Origin of the sequence: Bradyrhizobium sp. GCM10028915 (assembly GCF_042666195.1) — a bacterium.
In the GTDB taxonomy this organism is placed as follows: Bacteria; Pseudomonadota; Alphaproteobacteria; order Rhizobiales; family Xanthobacteraceae; genus Bradyrhizobium; species Bradyrhizobium canariense_D.
Window position 1 is genome coordinate 274,390 of sequence record NZ_JBHTFN010000065.1, and the last position, 15,462, is coordinate 289,851.

Genomic DNA, 15,462 nt, shown 5'->3' on the forward strand with positions numbered 1-15,462 from the left:
ACCCCGGCAGAAAAGGGTGGAGAAGGCGGCGGGATCGCCGCCCTCTCCGATCGTGCAATGGAGCGTCAGATCCGGATCAGGAGCCCGAACCGAGGCACTTGTTGGTCTTGGTGTTGAAGTTACCGCACTTCTTGCCGACCCAGTCGCCGACCAGGTCCTTGGAGCCGTCGAGCTCCTTCGACCAGGCGTCGCCCGCGACAAGACCCGGGGTCTTCCACACCACGTCGAACTGGCCGTTGGCTTTGATTTCGCCAATGAACACCGGCTTGGTGATGTGATGGTTCGGAAGCATCTTGGAGGTGCCGCCGGTCAGGTTCTTGGCTTCGATGCCGGGGAGCGCATCGATCACCTTGTCCGGATCGGTCGACTTCACCTTCTCGACCGCCTTGATCCACATGTCGAAGCCGATCACGTGCGCTTCCATCGGATCGTTGGTCACGCGCTTCGGATTCTTGGTGTAGGTCTGCCACGCCTTGATGAACTTCTCGTTCTCCGGCGACTTGATCGACTGGAAATAGTTCCAGGCGGCGAGATGGCCGAGCAGCGGCTTGGTGTCGATGCCGGCGAGTTCTTCCTCACCCACCGAGAACGCGACGACCGGGATGTCCTTCGCCTTGATGCCCTGGTTGCCGAGCTCCTTGTAGAAAGGAACGTTGGCGTCGCCGTTGATGGTCGAGACCACAGCGGTCTTCTTGCCGGCCGAGCCGAACTTTTTGATGTCGGCCACGATCGTCTGCCAGTCGGAATGACCGAACGGCGTGTAGTTGATCATGATGTCTTCCTGGGCGACACCCTTGGACTTCAGGTAGGCTTCCAGGATCTTGTTGGTGGTGCGCGGATAGACGTAGTCGGTGCCTGCGAGCACCCAGCGCTTCACCTTCTCGTCCTTCATCAGATAGTCGACGGCGGGGATCGCCTGCTGGTTCGGCGCGGCGCCGGTGTAGAACACGTTGCGCTCGCTCTCCTCGCCCTCGTACTGCACGGGGTAGAACAGGATGCTGTTCAGCTCCTTGAACACCGGGAGCACCGACTTCCGTGACACCGAGGTCCAGCAGCCGAACACGACCGAGACCTTGTCCTTGGTGATCAGCTCGCGCGCCTTCTCGGCGAACAGCGGCCAGTTCGAAGCGGGATCGACGACCACGGCTTCGAGCTTCTTGCCGTTGACGCCGCCCTTCTTGTTCTGCTCGTCGATCAGGAAGAGGATGGTGTCCTTCAGCGTGGTTTCGCTGATGGCCATGGTGCCGGAGAGGGAGTGAAGCACGCCGACCTTGATGGTGTCGTCCGCGGCTTTCGCACCAGAAATGGAAGCCAGACCAAGCATCAGTCCGGCGGTCGCGGCGAGAACGCCACGGCGGCTAAATGGCGCCGCTATATCGTGAGTGGATTTGCTATGCATGAGTGTCTCATCTCCCTGACGCAGACGTGAAAAACGCTGCGAAACGGCCCCAACGGCCGCCTGCGATTAACGGATTCGCAAGAACTGTGCCATGGATTAGACACCCTTCAACCGATTGTTTTTGCTGGTGAAATTGACAGAAAACGAAGTATCGCACAGGCCGCGCCGCCTAAACATTGAGCAATTCTAATGTATGCGAATGCGGCAGGCAGGTTATTTTCTGAGCAAATTTGTCGCTCTGGCTAAATTTCCGGCATAACTATTTCTGCACCGCGATCGCCGTTTCTGTGGGGCGTGCCTTGAAAGCGCCGCCTCAATGTTCCATATGAGGTCGAGGTCTCTTGCGAATCAGGAGACCGTTGCGAGCCGCGTGTTCTTAAGCCCTTACGGGCGTCTGGCTTGCCCCATCCCATCAAGCCATCCGACACCCCAAACACGCAGGTGTCCCACTCGACACCCTTTTGCGCGCGCCGCGCCGAATGCGCCGGGCGCCCGCTTTTGACATGGAAAGAACCCATCTTTTGACTTCGTTTCAGGATTTCGGCCTCGCCGAGCCCATCGCCCGTGCTCTCACCGAAGAGAACTACGTCACCCCCACCCCCATCCAAGCCCAGACAATTCCGACCGCGCTGACCGGCCGCGACGTCGTCGGCATCGCCCAAACCGGAACCGGCAAGACCGCGTCCTTCGCGCTGCCGATCCTGCACCGCCTGCTCGAGAATCGCATCAAGCCGCAGCCGAAGACGACCCGCGTCCTGGTGCTGTCGCCGACCCGCGAACTGTCCGGCCAGATCCTCGACAGTTTCAACGCCTATGGCCGTCACATCCGCCTGTCCTCGACGCTCGCCATCGGCGGCGTGCCGATGGGCCGTCAGGTCCGCTCGCTGATGCAGGGCGTCGAGGTGCTGGTCGCCACCCCCGGCCGTTTGCTCGACCTCGTGCAGAGCAACGGACTGAAGCTTGGCAGCGTCGAATTCCTCGTGCTCGACGAGGCCGACCGCATGCTCGACATGGGCTTCATCAACGACATCCGCAAAATCGTCGCCAAGCTGCCGATCAAGCGGCAGACGCTGTTCTTCTCGGCCACCATGCCGAAGGACATCGCCGAGCTGGCCGACGCCATGCTGCGCGACCCCGCCCGCGTCGCGGTGACCCCGGTCTCCTCGACCGTGGAGCGCATCCAGCAGCGCATCATCCAGGTCGACTTCTCCGCCAAGCCGGCGTTCCTCGCCCAGCTGTTGAAGCAGGAGCAGGTCAACCGCGCGCTGGTTTTCACCCGCACCAAACACGGCGCGGACAAGGTGGTGAAGACGCTCGAGAAGGCCGGCATCCCCGCCAGCGCCATCCACGGCAACAAGTCGCAGAACCACCGCGAACGGACACTCGCTCTGTTCCGCACCGGCGAGATCCGTACCCTGGTCGCCACCGATATCGCCGCCCGCGGCATCGATGTCGACGGCATCACCCACGTCATCAATTTCGATCTGCCCAACGTGCCGGAGACCTATGTGCACCGCATCGGCCGCACCGCGCGCGCGGGTGCCGAGGGCACCGCGATCTCGCTGGTCGCAGGCGGCGAGGAACTCGCCTATCTCCGCGACATCGAGCGGCTGATCAAAGTGGCGCTGCCGCGTGAGGATCGCCGCACCGACGCCGGCCGCCGCGATGCGGGCCCTCCCCCGCAGCAGCAACGACAGGGTCGGCCGGGCCGCCCGGGCCAGCGTCCGCAAGGCGCAAGGCATGGTGAGGGACGCCACGCTGACGGTCGCCGTGCCGACGAAAGGCATGCGGACGGGCGCCACCACAGTGCCGCCAAGCAGGGCGACGGAAGGCCCGGCAGTGGCCCGAAGGCAGCTCCTCGCAGCCGCTCCGGAGGCAAGGCGCATTCTTCGCCAAACGCCCGTCCGGAACAGCGTTCCGCGCATAGCGCCGGGGCGTCTGATGGGATACAAGGCGTTGCCTTTTTGCGCCGCGAGAGTCGGCCGAACGGCCAACCGAACCGCAAACCCCATTCGCACTAGCCGTCCACGACCTGGAGAAATTCATGGCTAAGGAAGAGCTGATCCAGTTCGAAGGACTGGTCACCGAAATCCTCCCCGACGCGCGCTACCGCGTGCAGCTCGACGCCGGACACGAGATCGTCGCCTACACCGCCGGCAAGATGAAGAAGAACCGCATCAAGACTCTGGCGGGCGACCGCGTGACGGTAGAGATGTCGCCCTATGACCTCGAAAAGGGCCGGCTGATTTTCCGCCACAAGGACGAACGTCCGAGCGGGATGGGCGGACCTCCGCGTCCCGGACAGCGCGGCGGCCAGTTCCGCCGCCGCTAGCGGGGGCCCAGCGCGCGAGCGCGGACCTGTAATTCCGACGTGTATGCTGATCCGCCGTGACCATCACGGCGGATCAAAAAATCGTGCACGTCAGCATTGTTTTGGGTGTCTGTTTCCAATAAAATGACTTAATCGATTTTCGGCCGGACGACATTAGCATCCACCGGTACAGCCGGTTCAGACACGCTGACGACCCTTCCAAAAATTCGATCTAACCTGTCCGCGCAAGCGGGCTCTGACATTGTGTTATCTGAGAAGGGACTACCCCCATGAGCATGGGAACCGTGAAGTGGTTTAACGCGACCAAAGGCTTCGGCTTCATCCAGCCCGACGATGGCGGCCAGGACGTGTTCGTTCACATCAGCGCTGTGGAGCGTGCAGGCCTCGGCACGCTGCGCGAAGGTCAGAAGATCTCCTACGAGATCGTCGCCGACCGCCGTTCCGGCAAGTCGGCAGCCGACAACCTCCGCTCCGCCGGCTGAGCCTACCGCTTACGGGCCCCGATCGGCTCGAGCGAACCAATCAATGAAAAGGCCGGGCGCGATGCCCGGCCTTTTTTTATTCCAGGATCTGCTCTCGTATTTCAGCACGGCGACTTTACACCCGTGTAAGGAACGCAGGTGACCTGGCGCGGCCGCGTGTAGGAGACATCGCTCAGCGTGATGCCCGTCTTCAGGACGAATTTGACAGAAGGCGTGTAGACGTAACTCGCCTGACTGAAGATAAGGTAGGTCGACGCGATCAAGAGCGATGGCGGAATCATCGAGGTGACCGTGGTGCCAGCTACCAGAGTCGGGGGCGGAGCCGTCAGCGTGGCCTGCGTCGCACCGTTGGCAATGGTGGCGGACTTGCTCCATTGAATCTTGGCGACCTTGCTTGAGTCGATATAGATCTGAAGGACCGTGCCGTTCACGAGCGTAGCGTCGTACGGCATGATCATCGATATGCTTGCCGTGAACGTGTCCTGCATGTCGCCATCGTCGACCGATGTCGACTGCGACGTCAAATCGGACAGAGTCCGTGCAATCATTGTGACTTTGCGATTGATCGCCACGGCCGATGAAAATTCGACGGTCCCGAAGAACATCACCAGCATCAGCGGCACGATGACCGCGAACTCGGTCGCCGCGATCGCACGCGTGTCGGCGACGAAGTCGCGCACGGAGCTACGGGCATTCCTCCAGATATTCGCAATCGCCTGCATCTGTCCGCTCGGATCCATCTGTCTCAGAAGGGTTCATTCTTGAAGGCCGCGGTCGCAATCAGCAGCCGCTTGTTGTTGCAGCCCATGTTGAAGCCAAGGCCAGTGACGAAGAGCGGCCACTGATAGAACAGCCGCACCACGACGACCTGGTTGGCGGCCCCGGCACTGTACTGCACGCCGGTTGGATTGAAGCTGCAGGAATCACCATAATTGGTGAGGCTCAGCGCTCCGAACGAGTTTGTACTCACGACGTCGACGTAGAGCTTGGTGCAATCAAACAGCGCCGGGATCTGGCTGCAGACGTAAGCCTTGAACGTCGTTTGCGAGCAGGGTGTGCTGACGCCGGAGACCGCGCAGGCCGTGAGCGTGCCGGATTGCGCCTGCCCGGTCAGCAACACGCGCGCAGAATTTTGCGAGGCACTCTCGAGCACCTGGCTCGCCAGGAACATCAGCGCCGACTCGATGATGGCGAACAGCAACGCAAAGAACATCGGCGCAACGAGCGCGAACTCGACGGCTGCGGAGCCGCGGCGGCTGCCACGAAACCGGCGCAACGTGGCGAGGAGCGTGAATCTCGTAGGTGCAGGCGAAGGCATCAAATTCCCCAGCAGCAGCAATCATCTGCCATGTTCAATAGCGGAAACTGATTGTTTAAGTGTTTCAGGCGATCCGCACCCGGCGGCCCGGGCCGTTAAGAGCGCGTTAACCGCGAACGACCCGGACCAGGGAGACGAGGACACGGAAAGAGAAACTCGCGCGCGTGCGGCGGGCGGGGACGATCCTTGCCCCCAAATCCGCCAATCAAACTTGCTGGTTGGTCTTACTTGGTTCGTCTTGCTCAGTTCGCCTTAGTCAGTTCGTCTTGGCGCCCGCACCGGCACTGCCGCTCGCCGAGCTGCTCAACGAACCGGCCTGGCTCATCGTGCTGTTGAAGTAGGTGTCGCTGTCGCCGAGCGTCACGCGGCGCTGGCAAAGCGGCGCGCAGCTGTAGGACTCGCGTTCGATCCCGCGATAGACGGTAACGAGCCGGTCGCTCGGACCTTCGACCTGGACCTGGCGGTCGACCAGGATCTCGCCGCCGCGGTCGAGCGCGATGAAATTGGTGGCGCCATAGCCCTTTCCGGTGACGACGATCATGCCGCCGGGCTGGAGCGTGACGTCGGCGATCAGGGGATTGCCGACCACGATGGTTGCCACCTTGCCAGGCAGCCGCACCAGCTTGGCCTGGTCGACATTGACGGCGATGGTATCGGCGGACTCGGCAATGACGGCAGCCGGCGATGCCAGCACCGCTGTCGCAACCAGAAGACAGACGCGCGCATGACGGCGCAGCAGTTGTTTACGCATACTCTTACCCCCGGGACGTCACAAACCGGCAGAAGCGATCAGATAACAGCCGAGCCGGTGCCCGACCCGGCTAACCTGCCCTCAATTCGTGAACGTTCCGCAAACTCGCGGACTATTGTTTGAACGGACTGGCGTTCGCGGCTCTCGAGAACCTAGCGGCGGAACGGATAGGCAAGCTGCCCTCCGATTTCCTTCGGCATGGTGGCTTCATCCTTGCCGTAATCCTGCGGCAGTTGCCCCTCGGGCATGCGGAAAGTGCCGAACAGCAAGTCCCAGATCGGGAACGTGCCGGCAAAATTGGTGTCGCCGCCCTCTGCTAGCGCGGTGTGGTGCCAACGGTGGAACACCGGCGTCGCCAACACATATTTGAACGGCCCGAAGGTCCAGTTCAGGTTGGCGTGCACGAAGGCCGAATGGAAGGTCGTGAACGGGGCGAGCCAGACCATGGCGTTCGGCGAAATGCCGGCCATCAGCAGCACGACGTCGACCGCGATGGTACCGAGCACGAGATTGACGGGATGGAAGCGGGCCGCAGAAATCCAGCTGATCTCCTCCGAGGAGTGGTGGATCGCGTGGTACTTCCAGAACCCACCGCCGTGGAACAACCGGTGCAGCCAGTACAGCATGAAATCGGACAGCACCAGGAACAGCATGGCCTGGACCCAGAGCGGCAATAGCGCCAGCGGGCCGTGGCCATTGTCGTAGAAGGCGATGAGCCCGTCGGCATCATGGATGTTGAAGACGAAGCTCGCACCGACGATCAGAAGGCCGATCCGCATGACACGTGCGAACACCGGAACGATAAACCAGTAGCAGATGTCCGTGACGATCTCGCGCTTGCGCCACCACGGCACGCCGGGATTGCAGGCCCAGACATGCTCGAGCACGGTGAAGACCACCGCGAGCGCGAAGGTCGCGGGGATCACCTTCGCGATGGTCTCGCCAAGCATCAGGGCGATTTCCATGGGCAGGCTCGACATTGTCGCCTCTCTTGCGAATTGCTGGTCCCGCCTACGCGTACTCCCCCAAATTTAAGGGAGGGTGAAGCCGGTGCTGCGCTTGCTGCACATCCGGAACCGGAACGAATTGCAGCTGGCTGCCTTAAGGCGAAATTCACTCTGGCCAGCGGCAAGCGCGTTTGCCCGATCGAATTAACTCTCCCGAAAGAGCTCGGATCTCATGGTCGTTGCGTCAAGCACACCGCCGAACGAGGCGATCCCACCCCAGATGGAGTTTTGTTCATGAAGAACCTGATTGCGCGTTTCGCGAAAGATGAATCCGGCGCCACCGCCATCGAATACGGTCTGATTGCCGCCGGCATCGCGCTGGCCATCATCACCGTCGTCAACAATCTCGGCACCACGCTGAACGCCAAGTTCACCTCGATCAGCAGCTCGCTGAAGTAGGCGATCGACGAACGACTGCAAAAGCCCCGGATTTCCGGGGCCTTTGTTTTTCAGACGGCGAGTTCCAGTGGCGTTGAGCAAGTACAGAACCGATGCCGTGGTCGCGGCGAACGCGGCCGAGGCGGCGCAGACCGGCTCGCCGGCTTACTGGGTCTGCCTGGCCCTGCTGCTTGCGACCGTCGCGCTCGCCGCACGCATCGCCTCCCTCTGGTGAGCACGCCTTCGGCTGGTTCTACCCCTCAAGACCGCCGCCGCCGTTTTCGGTTTGTTTAGCACTGCCGGCTAGAATCCGGCGACGCCAGCTCCGCGGCACACCCAGGCCTCAAGACGCAGCCCATGATCCTCGACCTTGCGCGCCTTCTGCTCTTCCCGGCCCTGATGGCGTTTGCCGCCGCAAGCGATCTCTTCACGATGACGATCTCCAACCGCGTATCGCTGGCGCTGGTCGCCGGCTTTTTCGCGCTCGCTCTCGCCGGTGGCATGGCACCTTACGAGATGCTGGGCCATGTCGGCGCCGGCGCGCTCGTCCTGGTCGTGGCCTTCACCTGTTTTGCGATGGGCTGGGTCGGTGGCGGCGATGCCAAGGTGGCGGCCTCCGTCGCGCTTTGGTTCGGGTTCGCACAGCTGATGAACTTCCTGCTCTACGCCTCGCTGTTCGGCGGGGCGCTGACGCTGCTCCTGCTCCAGTTCCGGCAGTGGCCGCTGCCTTACGGGCTCGCTGGCCAGACCTGGCTCGCGCGGCTGCACGCCAAGGACAGCGGCATTCCCTACGGCATCGCGCTCGCACTGAGCGCGCTGATGGTCTACCCGGAGACCGAATGGGTGAAGGCGATCGACCTCGCTCACCTCGCATTGCGCTGAACGCATCGGGTAAACCCGGCGTTAAGGCGATTTAGATACGCCTCATTAACCATGCTTTGACGAATAGCTGGTCAACTGCCGATTACGGCGGCGTCAGCGTCGCGGCGTTTGTTGGAAAGTGAAGCGTATGAATAGGGCACGCATTGTCGTCCTGACGGTCGCCATCTGCGCCGGCGGTGTCGCCGCGTATCTGGCGAGCGGCTCGGACAATTCTGCACCGCCTCCGGCTCCGGTCGCGCAGCTTCCCACCGTCGACGTCCTGGTCGCGAAAAACGACATCGGCCTCGGCCAGACCGTCAAGCCGGAAGACGTGCAATGGCAGACCTGGCCGTCCGCGACCGCCAGCGCCACCTTCATCCGCCGCAACGAGCGCCCCGAGGGGGTAACCCAGGTCACCGGCTCGATCGCACGATCTCCCTTCATCCAGGGCGAGCCGATCCGGGACCAGAAGCTGGTCAAGGCCGAAGGCTCCGGCTTCATGGCGGCAATCCTGCCCACCGGCATGCGGGCGATCTCGACCGAGATCTCGCCGGAAACCGGCGCAGGCGGCTTCATCCTGCCCAACGACCGCGTCGACGTGCTTTTGACGCGCCGTCTCAAGAACCCGGACCAGAGCAGCGGCGCTCCCGATGTCGTCACGTCCGAGATCATCCTGGCCAATATCCGCGTCCTGGCCATCGACCAGGCTCCCAAGGAGAAGGACGGCCAGAACGCGGTGGTCGGCAAGACCGTCACTCTCGAACTCAATCCTGCGCAGACTGCGACGCTCTCCTCCGCACGCCAGAGCGGCACGCTGTCGCTGGCGCTGCGCAGCATCGTCGATGTCAAGCTGAGCGAGATCACGCTCGATGACTCCGCACAGAAGCGCGAGGGCATTTCGATCATTCGGTACGGTATCCCAAGCTCGACGGCGAAGGCACGATGAGGACTGTCGACATGAAATGCAGGGCAAATTTGGCGACGATGCGAACCCCGGTGGTCCGCGCCCTGTCGTTTTCGGCCGCCGTCGCGCTCGCGCTCAACCCGGTGCTGACCCCTGTGGTCGCCGCCGACTATCGCCCTGTGGCGCAGGCTGCGGCCGACGGTCAGATGAACGCGCGATTCCTCTCGCTCGGCATCGGCAAGTCGATCGTGATCGACCTTCCGCGCGACATCAAGGACGTGCTTGTCGCCGATCCGAAGATCGCCAACGCGGTCGTCCGCTCGGCGCAGCGTGCCTACATCATTGGCGCCTCGATCGGGCAGACCAACATCGTGTTCTTCGATTCCGCCGGCCAGCAGATCGCGGCCTATGACATCGCGGTCAAGCGCGACCTCAACGGCGTGCGGGCCGCGCTGAAGCAGGTCCTGCCGAACTCAGACATCCAGATCGACGGGCTAGGCGACGGCATCATCTTGACCGGCTCGGCCGCGAATCCAGCCGAAGCCCAGCAGGCCAACGACCTCGCAGTGCGCCTCGCCGGCGGCCCCGAGAAGGTCGTGAACTCGATCGTGGTCCGCGGCCGCGATCAGGTCATGCTCAAGGTGACGGTCGCGGAAGTGCAGCGCAGCATCGTGAAGCAGCTCGGAATCGACCTCACCGCCAACCTCAGCTACGGCACCTCGGTCGTCAGCTTCAGCAACTCCAATCCGTTCACGGCTCTCGGCCACAACCTCGTCGACGGCAATAACCTGACCACGAAGTTCGGCGCGGCCCCGTCGGTGCAGGCCACGCTGCGTGCGATGGAGACCGCGGGCGTGATCCGGACGCTGGCCGAACCGAACCTGACCGCGATCTCCGGTGAATCGGCAACGTTCATTGCCGGCGGTGAATTTCCGGTGCCTGCGGGCTATGCGTGCGACCCCACCACGCACGTCTGTACCACCCAGATCAGCTTCAAGAAGTTCGGCATCTCGCTCAACTTCACCCCCGTCGTTCTCACGGAGGGCAAGATCAGCCTGCGGGTAATGACCGAGGTGTCCGAGCTCTCGAACGAAAACGCGATCACGCTGTCCCAGGCCGTGACCTCGACCTCGGTCAACTCGCTCACGGTGCCCTCGATCAAGACCCGCCGCGCAGAAACCTCGCTGGAAATTCCCTCAGGCGGCGCGATGGCGATGGCTGGCCTGATCCAGCAGCAGACCAAGCAAGCGGTCAGCGGACTGCCAGGTCTGATGCAGCTCCCGGTCCTCGGCACGCTGTTCCGTAGCCGCGACTTCGTCAACAACGCGACCGAGCTGGTCGTGATCGTGACGCCCTACATCGTTCGCGCAGTTGCGCAAAAGGACCTGTCGCGGCCGGATGATGGCTTCTCCGCACCGGCTGATCCGCAGGCCGAACTGCTCGGCAACATCAACCGGATCTACGGCGTGCCCGGCCGGACCGAACCGGCCAAGAACTACCGCGGCACCTACGGCTTCATCACCGACTGAGGCGGAACGGGGACTTCATGAAGATCACTAGACCACCCCAGATTCGCAGGCGCGCCATCCACCTCGGCGGCGCGCTCGTCGGCATGGCGCTCGCCCTAGGCGGCTGCCAGCATGACGAAGCGGTCACGGCCTCCATTCCCGACGACTACAAGCAGCGCCATCCGATCGCGATCGAGGAGCAGAATCGTTCCATCGTCGTCTTCGTCGGCCATGCCCGCGGCGGCTTGACCGCCGCCCAGCGCGCCGACGTGATGGGCGTCGCGTCGGCCTGGATGCACGAAGGCACCGGCGCGATCCGGATCGACGTACCGTCCGGCACGCCCAACGCGCGTCCGGTCGCGGACACCATGCGCGAAATCCAGGCAATGCTGTCGGCGGCGGGCGTTCCGCCGCGCGGCATCAACGCCCGCTCTTACACGCCGGACGACAAGCGATTCCTGCCGCCGATCCGGCTCACCTATTCCAAGATCGCCGCAGTCGCGGGTCCCTGCGGCCTGTGGCCGGAAGATATCGGCCCTTCGATGAAGAACAAGAGCTGGTTCGAGAACAAGGACTACTACAATTACGGCTGCGCCTATCAGCGCAACCTCGCAGCGATGGTCGACAATCCGTCGGATCTCGAGCAGCCGCGGCCCGAAACGCCGTCCTACACGCCGCGGCGGACCGCCGCGTTCGAGAAGTATCGCAAGGGAATGCCGACGGCGGTCGCCTATCCTGAGGCCGACAAGGCCAAACTCAGCGACACCGGCAGATGATCAGCTACGCTCGCCAGCCCCAAGAAGATCAGTCCGAGGCATCGCTCCCACCGGTCGAGGAGCATATTGCGCCGGCGCCCCGCGTTTCCGTCCAGGCTTTCTGCGAGACCGTGGAAACGGCGGCCGCCGTGCAGTCAGCCGGTGAAGATCGCCGTCTCGGCAAGGCCCATCTGAAGATCCAGATGGGCGGAATGGCGGCTGCGGTGGAAGCCTACCGCTCGGCCCCCACGCCGAACGTGATCGTGCTCGAAAGCGACGGCCGCAACGACCTCCTGGGCGGGCTCGACCATCTCGCGACCGTCTGCGATGCCGGCACCCGCGTGGTCGTGATCGGCCGCATCAACGACGTCACGCTCTACCGCGAGCTGGTCCGCCGCGGCGTCAGCGACTACGTGCTCGCGCCGGTCGGCGCGATCGACGTCGTGCGCTCGATCTGCAACCTGTTCTCGGCGCCGGAAGCCAAGGCCGTCGGCCGCATTATCGCCGTGGTCGGGGCCAAGGGCGGCGTCGGCGCATCAACCATCTCCCACAATGTCGCCTGGGCGATCGCCCGCGATCTCGCGATGGACGCGGTCGTCGCCGACCTCGACCTCGCCTTCGGCACGGCCGGACTCGACTACAACCAGGATCCACCGCAGGGCATTGCCGACGCCGTATTCTCACCCGATCGCGTCGACACCGCCTTCGTCGACCGCCTTCTGTCGAAATGCACCGACCACCTCAGTCTGCTGGCGGCGCCGGCGACGCTCGACCGGGTCTACGATTTCGGCGCCGACGCCTTCGATTCCGTGTTCGACACGTTGCGCTCCACGATGCCCTGCATCGTCCTCGACGTTCCGCACCAATGGTCGGGCTGGACGAAACGCGCCCTGATCGGAGCGGACGACATCCTGATCGTGGCGGCGCCCGACCTCGCCAATTTGCGCAACACCAAGAACCTGTTCGATCTCCTGAAGGCCGCGCGCCCCAACGACCGGCCGCCGCTCTACTGCCTGAACCAGGTCGGCGTGCCGAAACGGCCCGAAATCGCCGCGGCGGAGTTCGCCAAGGCGATCGAGAGCCAGCCGGTCGTCTCGATTCCGTTCGAGCCGCAGATCTTCGGCTCGGCGGCCAATAACGGCCAGATGATCGCGGAGATCTCGGCCAACCATAAGTCGATCGAGATGTTCCTTCAGATCGCCCAGCGCCTGACCGGCCGCAGCGAAACGAAGAAGCAAAAGTCGTCCCTGCTTTCACCCCTGATTGACAAGTTGCGGGGAAAATAGGTCGCCGCATGGAGTTTTTAAGTGTTCGGTAAGCGTAGCGGAACAGACGCCGACGCCCGGGCCCCGAAGCCCGGTGCCGTGTCGCCAGAGCCTGCCCAGGCTTCGGCGCCCGCCATGTCGCGCGTGCCGCCGCCGCCGGCAATCTCCTCGCCGCCGCTCGCCCCGGCGAAGCCTGCGCCGACCATGGAAGCCCGCCGCTCGGACAATTATTACGAGGTCAAGGCGACCATCTTCGGCGCGCTGATCGAGGCCATCGACCTCGCCCAGCTTGCCAAGCTCGATTCGGAGTCCGCGCGCGAGGAAATCCGGGACATCGTCAACGAGATCATCGCGATCAAGAACATCGTGATGTCGATCGCCGAGCAGGAAGAGCTGCTCGACGACATCTGCAACGACGTCCTCGGCTACGGTCCGCTGGAGCCGCTGTTGTCGCGCGACGACATCGCCGACATTATGGTCAACGGCGCCGACACCGTCTACATCGAGGTCGCCGGCAAGATCCAACGCACCGGTATCCGCTTCCGCGACAATCAGCAGCTCCTCAACATCTGCCAGCGTATCGTCAGCCAGGTCGGCCGGCGCGTCGACGAATCCTCGCCGATCTGCGACGCCCGCCTGGCCGACGGCTCCCGCGTCAACGCCATCGTGCCCCCGCTGTCAATCGACGGCCCCACGCTCACGATCCGCAAGTTCAAGAAGGACAAGCTGACGCTCGATCAGCTCGTCAAGTTCGGCGCAATCTCGCCGGAAGGCGCGGAAATCCTCCAGATCATCGGCCGCGTCCGCTGCAACGTGCTGATCTCCGGCGGTACCGGCTCGGGCAAGACCACGTTGCTCAACTGCCTGACCAACTACATCGAGCACGACGAGCGCGTCATCACCTGCGAGGACGCCGCCGAACTCCAGCTCCAGCAGCCGCACGTGGTGCGACTGGAAACCCGCCCGCCCAACATCGAGGGCGAGGGCCAGGTCACCATGCGCGAGCTGGTGCGCAACTGCCTGCGTATGCGTCCCGAGCGCATCATCGTCGGCGAAGTCCGCGGACCCGAGGCGTTCGACCTGCTCCAGGCCATGAACACCGGCCATGACGGCTCGATGGGCACGCTGCACGCCAACAATCCGCGCGAGGCGCTATCGCGCTGCGAATCCATGATCACGATGGGCGGCTTCTCCCTGCCTTCACGCACCATCCGCGAGATGATCTGCGCCTCGATCGACGTCATCGTCCAGGCCGCGCGCCTGCGCGACGGTTCACGCCGCATCACCCACATCACCGAAGTGATGGGCATGGAAGGCGACACCATCATCACCCAGGACGTGTTCCTCTACGACATGGTCGGCGAGGACGCCAACGGCAAGATCATCGGCCGGCACCGGTCGACCGGAATCGGCCGCCCGAAATTCTGGGAACGCGCCCGCTATTACGGCGAAGAGAAGCGCCTTGCCGCGGCGCTCGACGCGGCGGAAGTGGCGCCCACGACGTGAGCAGGTCAACGCAGCCATGAACATGCAAGTCCTTGCCCTCGCCTTCCTTGCCACCGCCACCGTCGGCGGCCTCGCCTGGGTCTTCCTTTATCCAATGCTGTCCGGGGAACGGAAGGCCGAGAGCCGCCGCGCCTCGATCTCGCGGGCCGAGGCGCCCACGGCCCGCGCCGCCGAGAAGACGCAGCGCTCGCGCCGCGAGCAGGTCGAAACCTCGCTCAAGGATCTCGAGGCGCGGCGCCAGCAGGAGAAGAGCGTACCGCTCAGTGTCCGCCTGTCGCAGGCCGGCCTCGATTGGGCGCCGCAGAAATTCTGGATCGTGTCCGCCGTCGTGGCGGGCGTGCTGTTCGCAGTCGCCTTGTTCATCGGCGGCGGCCTGCTCGGTGCCGCCGGCTTCGCGTTTGCCGGCGGCCTCGGTCTGCCCCGCTGGGCGCTCGGCTTCCTGAAGAAGCGCCGTGAAAACAAGTTCCTGGCCGCCTTGCCCGATGCCGTCGACGTCATCGTCCGCGGCATCAAGGCGGGCCTGCCGCTGTTCGAATCGATCAAGGTGGTCGCCGCCGACGCGCCAGAGCCGCTGCGCTCCGAGTTTCTGTCCATCATCGAGACGCAGGCGATCGGCATGCCGCTCGGCGAGGCCTGCACGCGGCTCTACGATCGCATGCCGCTGCCCGAGGCCAATTTCTTCGGCATCGTCATCTCCATCCAGCAGAAATCGGGCGGCAACCTCTCCGAAGCGCTCGGCAACCTTTCCAAGGTGCTGCGCGACCGCAAGAAGATGAAAGAGAAGATCCAGGCGATGTCGATGGAAGCCAAGGCCTCGGCCGGCATCATCGGCTCGCTGCCGCCGATCGTGATGTTCCTCGTCTACCTCACAACGCCAGGATACATCTCGATGCTTTGGACTCATCCCACCGGCCAGCTCATGCTGGTCGGCTGTGTTGTCTGGATGTCGATCGGCATCATGGTGATGAAGAAGATGATCAATTTCGACTTCTGATG

At 63.5% G+C, this 15,462-nt stretch carries 17 protein-coding genes; 12 read left to right on the plus strand and 5 right to left on the minus strand.

All coding sequences use genetic code 11. From position 1 onward, the window contains the following. Window positions 1-76 precede the first annotated feature (76 nt). Window positions 77-1,399 carry an urea ABC transporter substrate-binding protein gene (gene urtA, locus ACFQX9_RS31070; RefSeq protein WP_026232789.1) on the minus strand — a complete coding sequence of 441 codons (1,323 nt, stop codon included), beginning with the start codon at window positions 1,397-1,399 and terminating at the stop codon, window positions 77-79. A gap of 479 nt (window positions 1,400-1,878) precedes the next feature. Between urtA and ACFQX9_RS31075 the strand changes: the two genes are divergently transcribed. The 3 genes from ACFQX9_RS31075 to ACFQX9_RS31085 all read left to right on the plus strand — a co-directional run bounded on the left by ACFQX9_RS31075 (window position 1,879) and on the right by ACFQX9_RS31085 (window position 4,213). After that, entirely contained in the window at window positions 1,879-3,420 is a 1,542-nt protein-coding gene (locus ACFQX9_RS31075; protein WP_051112971.1) for a DEAD/DEAH box helicase, read from the plus strand. Between the two features lie 23 nt (window positions 3,421-3,443). After that, window positions 3,444-3,731: a translation initiation factor IF-1 gene (infA, locus tag ACFQX9_RS31080; RefSeq protein WP_007599789.1), complete on the plus strand. Its 288-nt coding sequence runs from the start codon at window positions 3,444-3,446 to the stop codon at window positions 3,729-3,731. A gap of 269 nt (window positions 3,732-4,000) precedes the next feature. Further along, the gene (locus ACFQX9_RS31085; RefSeq protein WP_007599788.1) at window positions 4,001-4,213 is read left to right on the plus strand and encodes a cold-shock protein; all 213 of its coding nucleotides are present in this window, start codon (window positions 4,001-4,003) and stop codon (window positions 4,211-4,213) included. A gap of 101 nt (window positions 4,214-4,314) precedes the next feature. On the opposite strand, the gene ACFQX9_RS31090 is transcribed toward ACFQX9_RS31085, so the two are convergent. The 4 genes from ACFQX9_RS31090 to ACFQX9_RS31105 all read right to left on the minus strand — a co-directional run bounded on the left by ACFQX9_RS31090 (window position 4,315) and on the right by ACFQX9_RS31105 (window position 7,262). Continuing rightward, window positions 4,315-4,935: a TadE/TadG family type IV pilus assembly protein gene (locus ACFQX9_RS31090; RefSeq protein WP_240550528.1), complete on the minus strand. Its 621-nt coding sequence runs from the start codon at window positions 4,933-4,935 to the stop codon at window positions 4,315-4,317. Between the two features lie 23 nt (window positions 4,936-4,958). After that, the gene (locus ACFQX9_RS31095; protein ID WP_085351837.1) at window positions 4,959-5,531 is read right to left on the minus strand and encodes a TadE/TadG family type IV pilus assembly protein; all 573 of its coding nucleotides are present in this window, start codon (window positions 5,529-5,531) and stop codon (window positions 4,959-4,961) included. 256 nt (window positions 5,532-5,787) lie between these two features. Beyond that, window positions 5,788-6,282, minus strand: a complete 495-nt coding sequence (locus ACFQX9_RS31100; protein ID WP_018454676.1) for a pilus assembly protein N-terminal domain-containing protein — start codon at window positions 6,280-6,282, stop codon at window positions 5,788-5,790. A gap of 152 nt (window positions 6,283-6,434) precedes the next feature. Beyond that, window positions 6,435-7,262: a sterol desaturase family protein gene (locus ACFQX9_RS31105; protein ID WP_085351734.1), complete on the minus strand. Its 828-nt coding sequence runs from the start codon at window positions 7,260-7,262 to the stop codon at window positions 6,435-6,437. A gap of 261 nt (window positions 7,263-7,523) precedes the next feature. Here ACFQX9_RS31105 and ACFQX9_RS31110 point away from each other — a divergent pair, with 261 nt between their 5' ends. The 9 genes from ACFQX9_RS31110 (at window position 7,524) to ACFQX9_RS31150 (ending at window position 15,460) form a co-directional block, all read left to right on the plus strand. Continuing rightward, window positions 7,524-7,688: a Flp family type IVb pilin gene (locus tag ACFQX9_RS31110; RefSeq protein WP_007599783.1), complete on the plus strand. Its 165-nt coding sequence runs from the start codon at window positions 7,524-7,526 to the stop codon at window positions 7,686-7,688. 73 nt (window positions 7,689-7,761) lie between these two features. Next, the gene (locus ACFQX9_RS31115) at window positions 7,762-7,902 is read left to right on the plus strand and encodes a hypothetical protein (RefSeq protein WP_162496356.1); all 141 of its coding nucleotides are present in this window, start codon (window positions 7,762-7,764) and stop codon (window positions 7,900-7,902) included. A 122-nt stretch (window positions 7,903-8,024) separates the two neighbouring features. Further along, a complete protein-coding gene (locus tag ACFQX9_RS31120) occupies window positions 8,025-8,549 on the plus strand; it encodes a prepilin peptidase (protein ID WP_018454679.1) in 525 nt (174 codons plus the stop codon). A 127-nt stretch (window positions 8,550-8,676) separates the two neighbouring features. After that, a complete protein-coding gene (cpaB, locus tag ACFQX9_RS31125; RefSeq protein WP_018454680.1) occupies window positions 8,677-9,474 on the plus strand; it encodes a Flp pilus assembly protein CpaB in 798 nt (265 codons plus the stop codon). Window positions 9,475-9,485: 11 nt separating this feature from the next. Then, entirely contained in the window at window positions 9,486-10,961 is a 1,476-nt protein-coding gene (locus ACFQX9_RS31130; protein ID WP_026232792.1) for a type II and III secretion system protein family protein, read from the plus strand. Between the two features lie 17 nt (window positions 10,962-10,978). Next, window positions 10,979-11,716, plus strand: a complete 738-nt coding sequence (locus ACFQX9_RS31135) for a CpaD family pilus assembly protein (RefSeq protein WP_018454682.1) — start codon at window positions 10,979-10,981, stop codon at window positions 11,714-11,716. After that, the gene (locus ACFQX9_RS31140; protein ID WP_018454683.1) at window positions 11,713-12,981 is read left to right on the plus strand and encodes an AAA family ATPase; all 1,269 of its coding nucleotides are present in this window, start codon (window positions 11,713-11,715) and stop codon (window positions 12,979-12,981) included. The genes ACFQX9_RS31135 and ACFQX9_RS31140 overlap by 4 nt, the downstream gene beginning before the upstream one ends. A 21-nt stretch (window positions 12,982-13,002) precedes the next feature. Next, window positions 13,003-14,466: a CpaF family protein gene (locus ACFQX9_RS31145; RefSeq protein WP_026232793.1), complete on the plus strand. Its 1,464-nt coding sequence runs from the start codon at window positions 13,003-13,005 to the stop codon at window positions 14,464-14,466. A gap of 16 nt (window positions 14,467-14,482) precedes the next feature. Continuing rightward, window positions 14,483-15,460 carry a type II secretion system F family protein gene (locus ACFQX9_RS31150; protein WP_026232794.1) on the plus strand — a complete coding sequence of 326 codons (978 nt, stop codon included), beginning with the start codon at window positions 14,483-14,485 and terminating at the stop codon, window positions 15,458-15,460. Window positions 15,461-15,462: the final 2 nt, after the last annotated feature.

Excerpts from the sequence above, each read along its gene's own strand:
- ACFQX9_RS31110 (WP_007599783.1), top strand. The coding sequence starts at position 7,524 with ATGAAGAACCTGATTGCGCGTTTCGCGAAAGATGAATCCGGCGCCACC.
- ACFQX9_RS31095 (WP_085351837.1), bottom strand. The coding sequence starts at position 5,531 with ATGCCTTCGCCTGCACCTACGAGATTCACGCTCCTCGCCACGTTGCGC.
- cpaB (WP_018454680.1), top strand. The coding sequence starts at position 8,677 with ATGAATAGGGCACGCATTGTCGTCCTGACGGTCGCCATCTGCGCCGGC.
- ACFQX9_RS31130 (WP_026232792.1), top strand. The coding sequence starts at position 9,486 with ATGAAATGCAGGGCAAATTTGGCGACGATGCGAACCCCGGTGGTCCGC.
- ACFQX9_RS31120 (WP_018454679.1), top strand. The coding sequence starts at position 8,025 with ATGATCCTCGACCTTGCGCGCCTTCTGCTCTTCCCGGCCCTGATGGCG.
- ACFQX9_RS31075 (WP_051112971.1), top strand. The coding sequence starts at position 1,879 with ATGCGCCGGGCGCCCGCTTTTGACATGGAAAGAACCCATCTTTTGACT.
- ACFQX9_RS31135 (WP_018454682.1), top strand. The coding sequence starts at position 10,979 with ATGAAGATCACTAGACCACCCCAGATTCGCAGGCGCGCCATCCACCTC.
- ACFQX9_RS31140 (WP_018454683.1), top strand. The coding sequence starts at position 11,713 with ATGATCAGCTACGCTCGCCAGCCCCAAGAAGATCAGTCCGAGGCATCG.
- ACFQX9_RS31105 (WP_085351734.1), bottom strand. The coding sequence starts at position 7,262 with ATGTCGAGCCTGCCCATGGAAATCGCCCTGATGCTTGGCGAGACCATC.
- urtA (WP_026232789.1), bottom strand. The coding sequence starts at position 1,399 with ATGCATAGCAAATCCACTCACGATATAGCGGCGCCATTTAGCCGCCGT.
- ACFQX9_RS31100 (WP_018454676.1), bottom strand. The coding sequence starts at position 6,282 with ATGCGTAAACAACTGCTGCGCCGTCATGCGCGCGTCTGTCTTCTGGTT.
- ACFQX9_RS31150 (WP_026232794.1), top strand. The coding sequence starts at position 14,483 with ATGAACATGCAAGTCCTTGCCCTCGCCTTCCTTGCCACCGCCACCGTC.
- ACFQX9_RS31085 (WP_007599788.1), top strand. The coding sequence starts at position 4,001 with ATGAGCATGGGAACCGTGAAGTGGTTTAACGCGACCAAAGGCTTCGGC.
- ACFQX9_RS31090 (WP_240550528.1), bottom strand. The coding sequence starts at position 4,935 with ATGCAGGCGATTGCGAATATCTGGAGGAATGCCCGTAGCTCCGTGCGC.
- infA (WP_007599789.1), top strand. The coding sequence starts at position 3,444 with ATGGCTAAGGAAGAGCTGATCCAGTTCGAAGGACTGGTCACCGAAATC.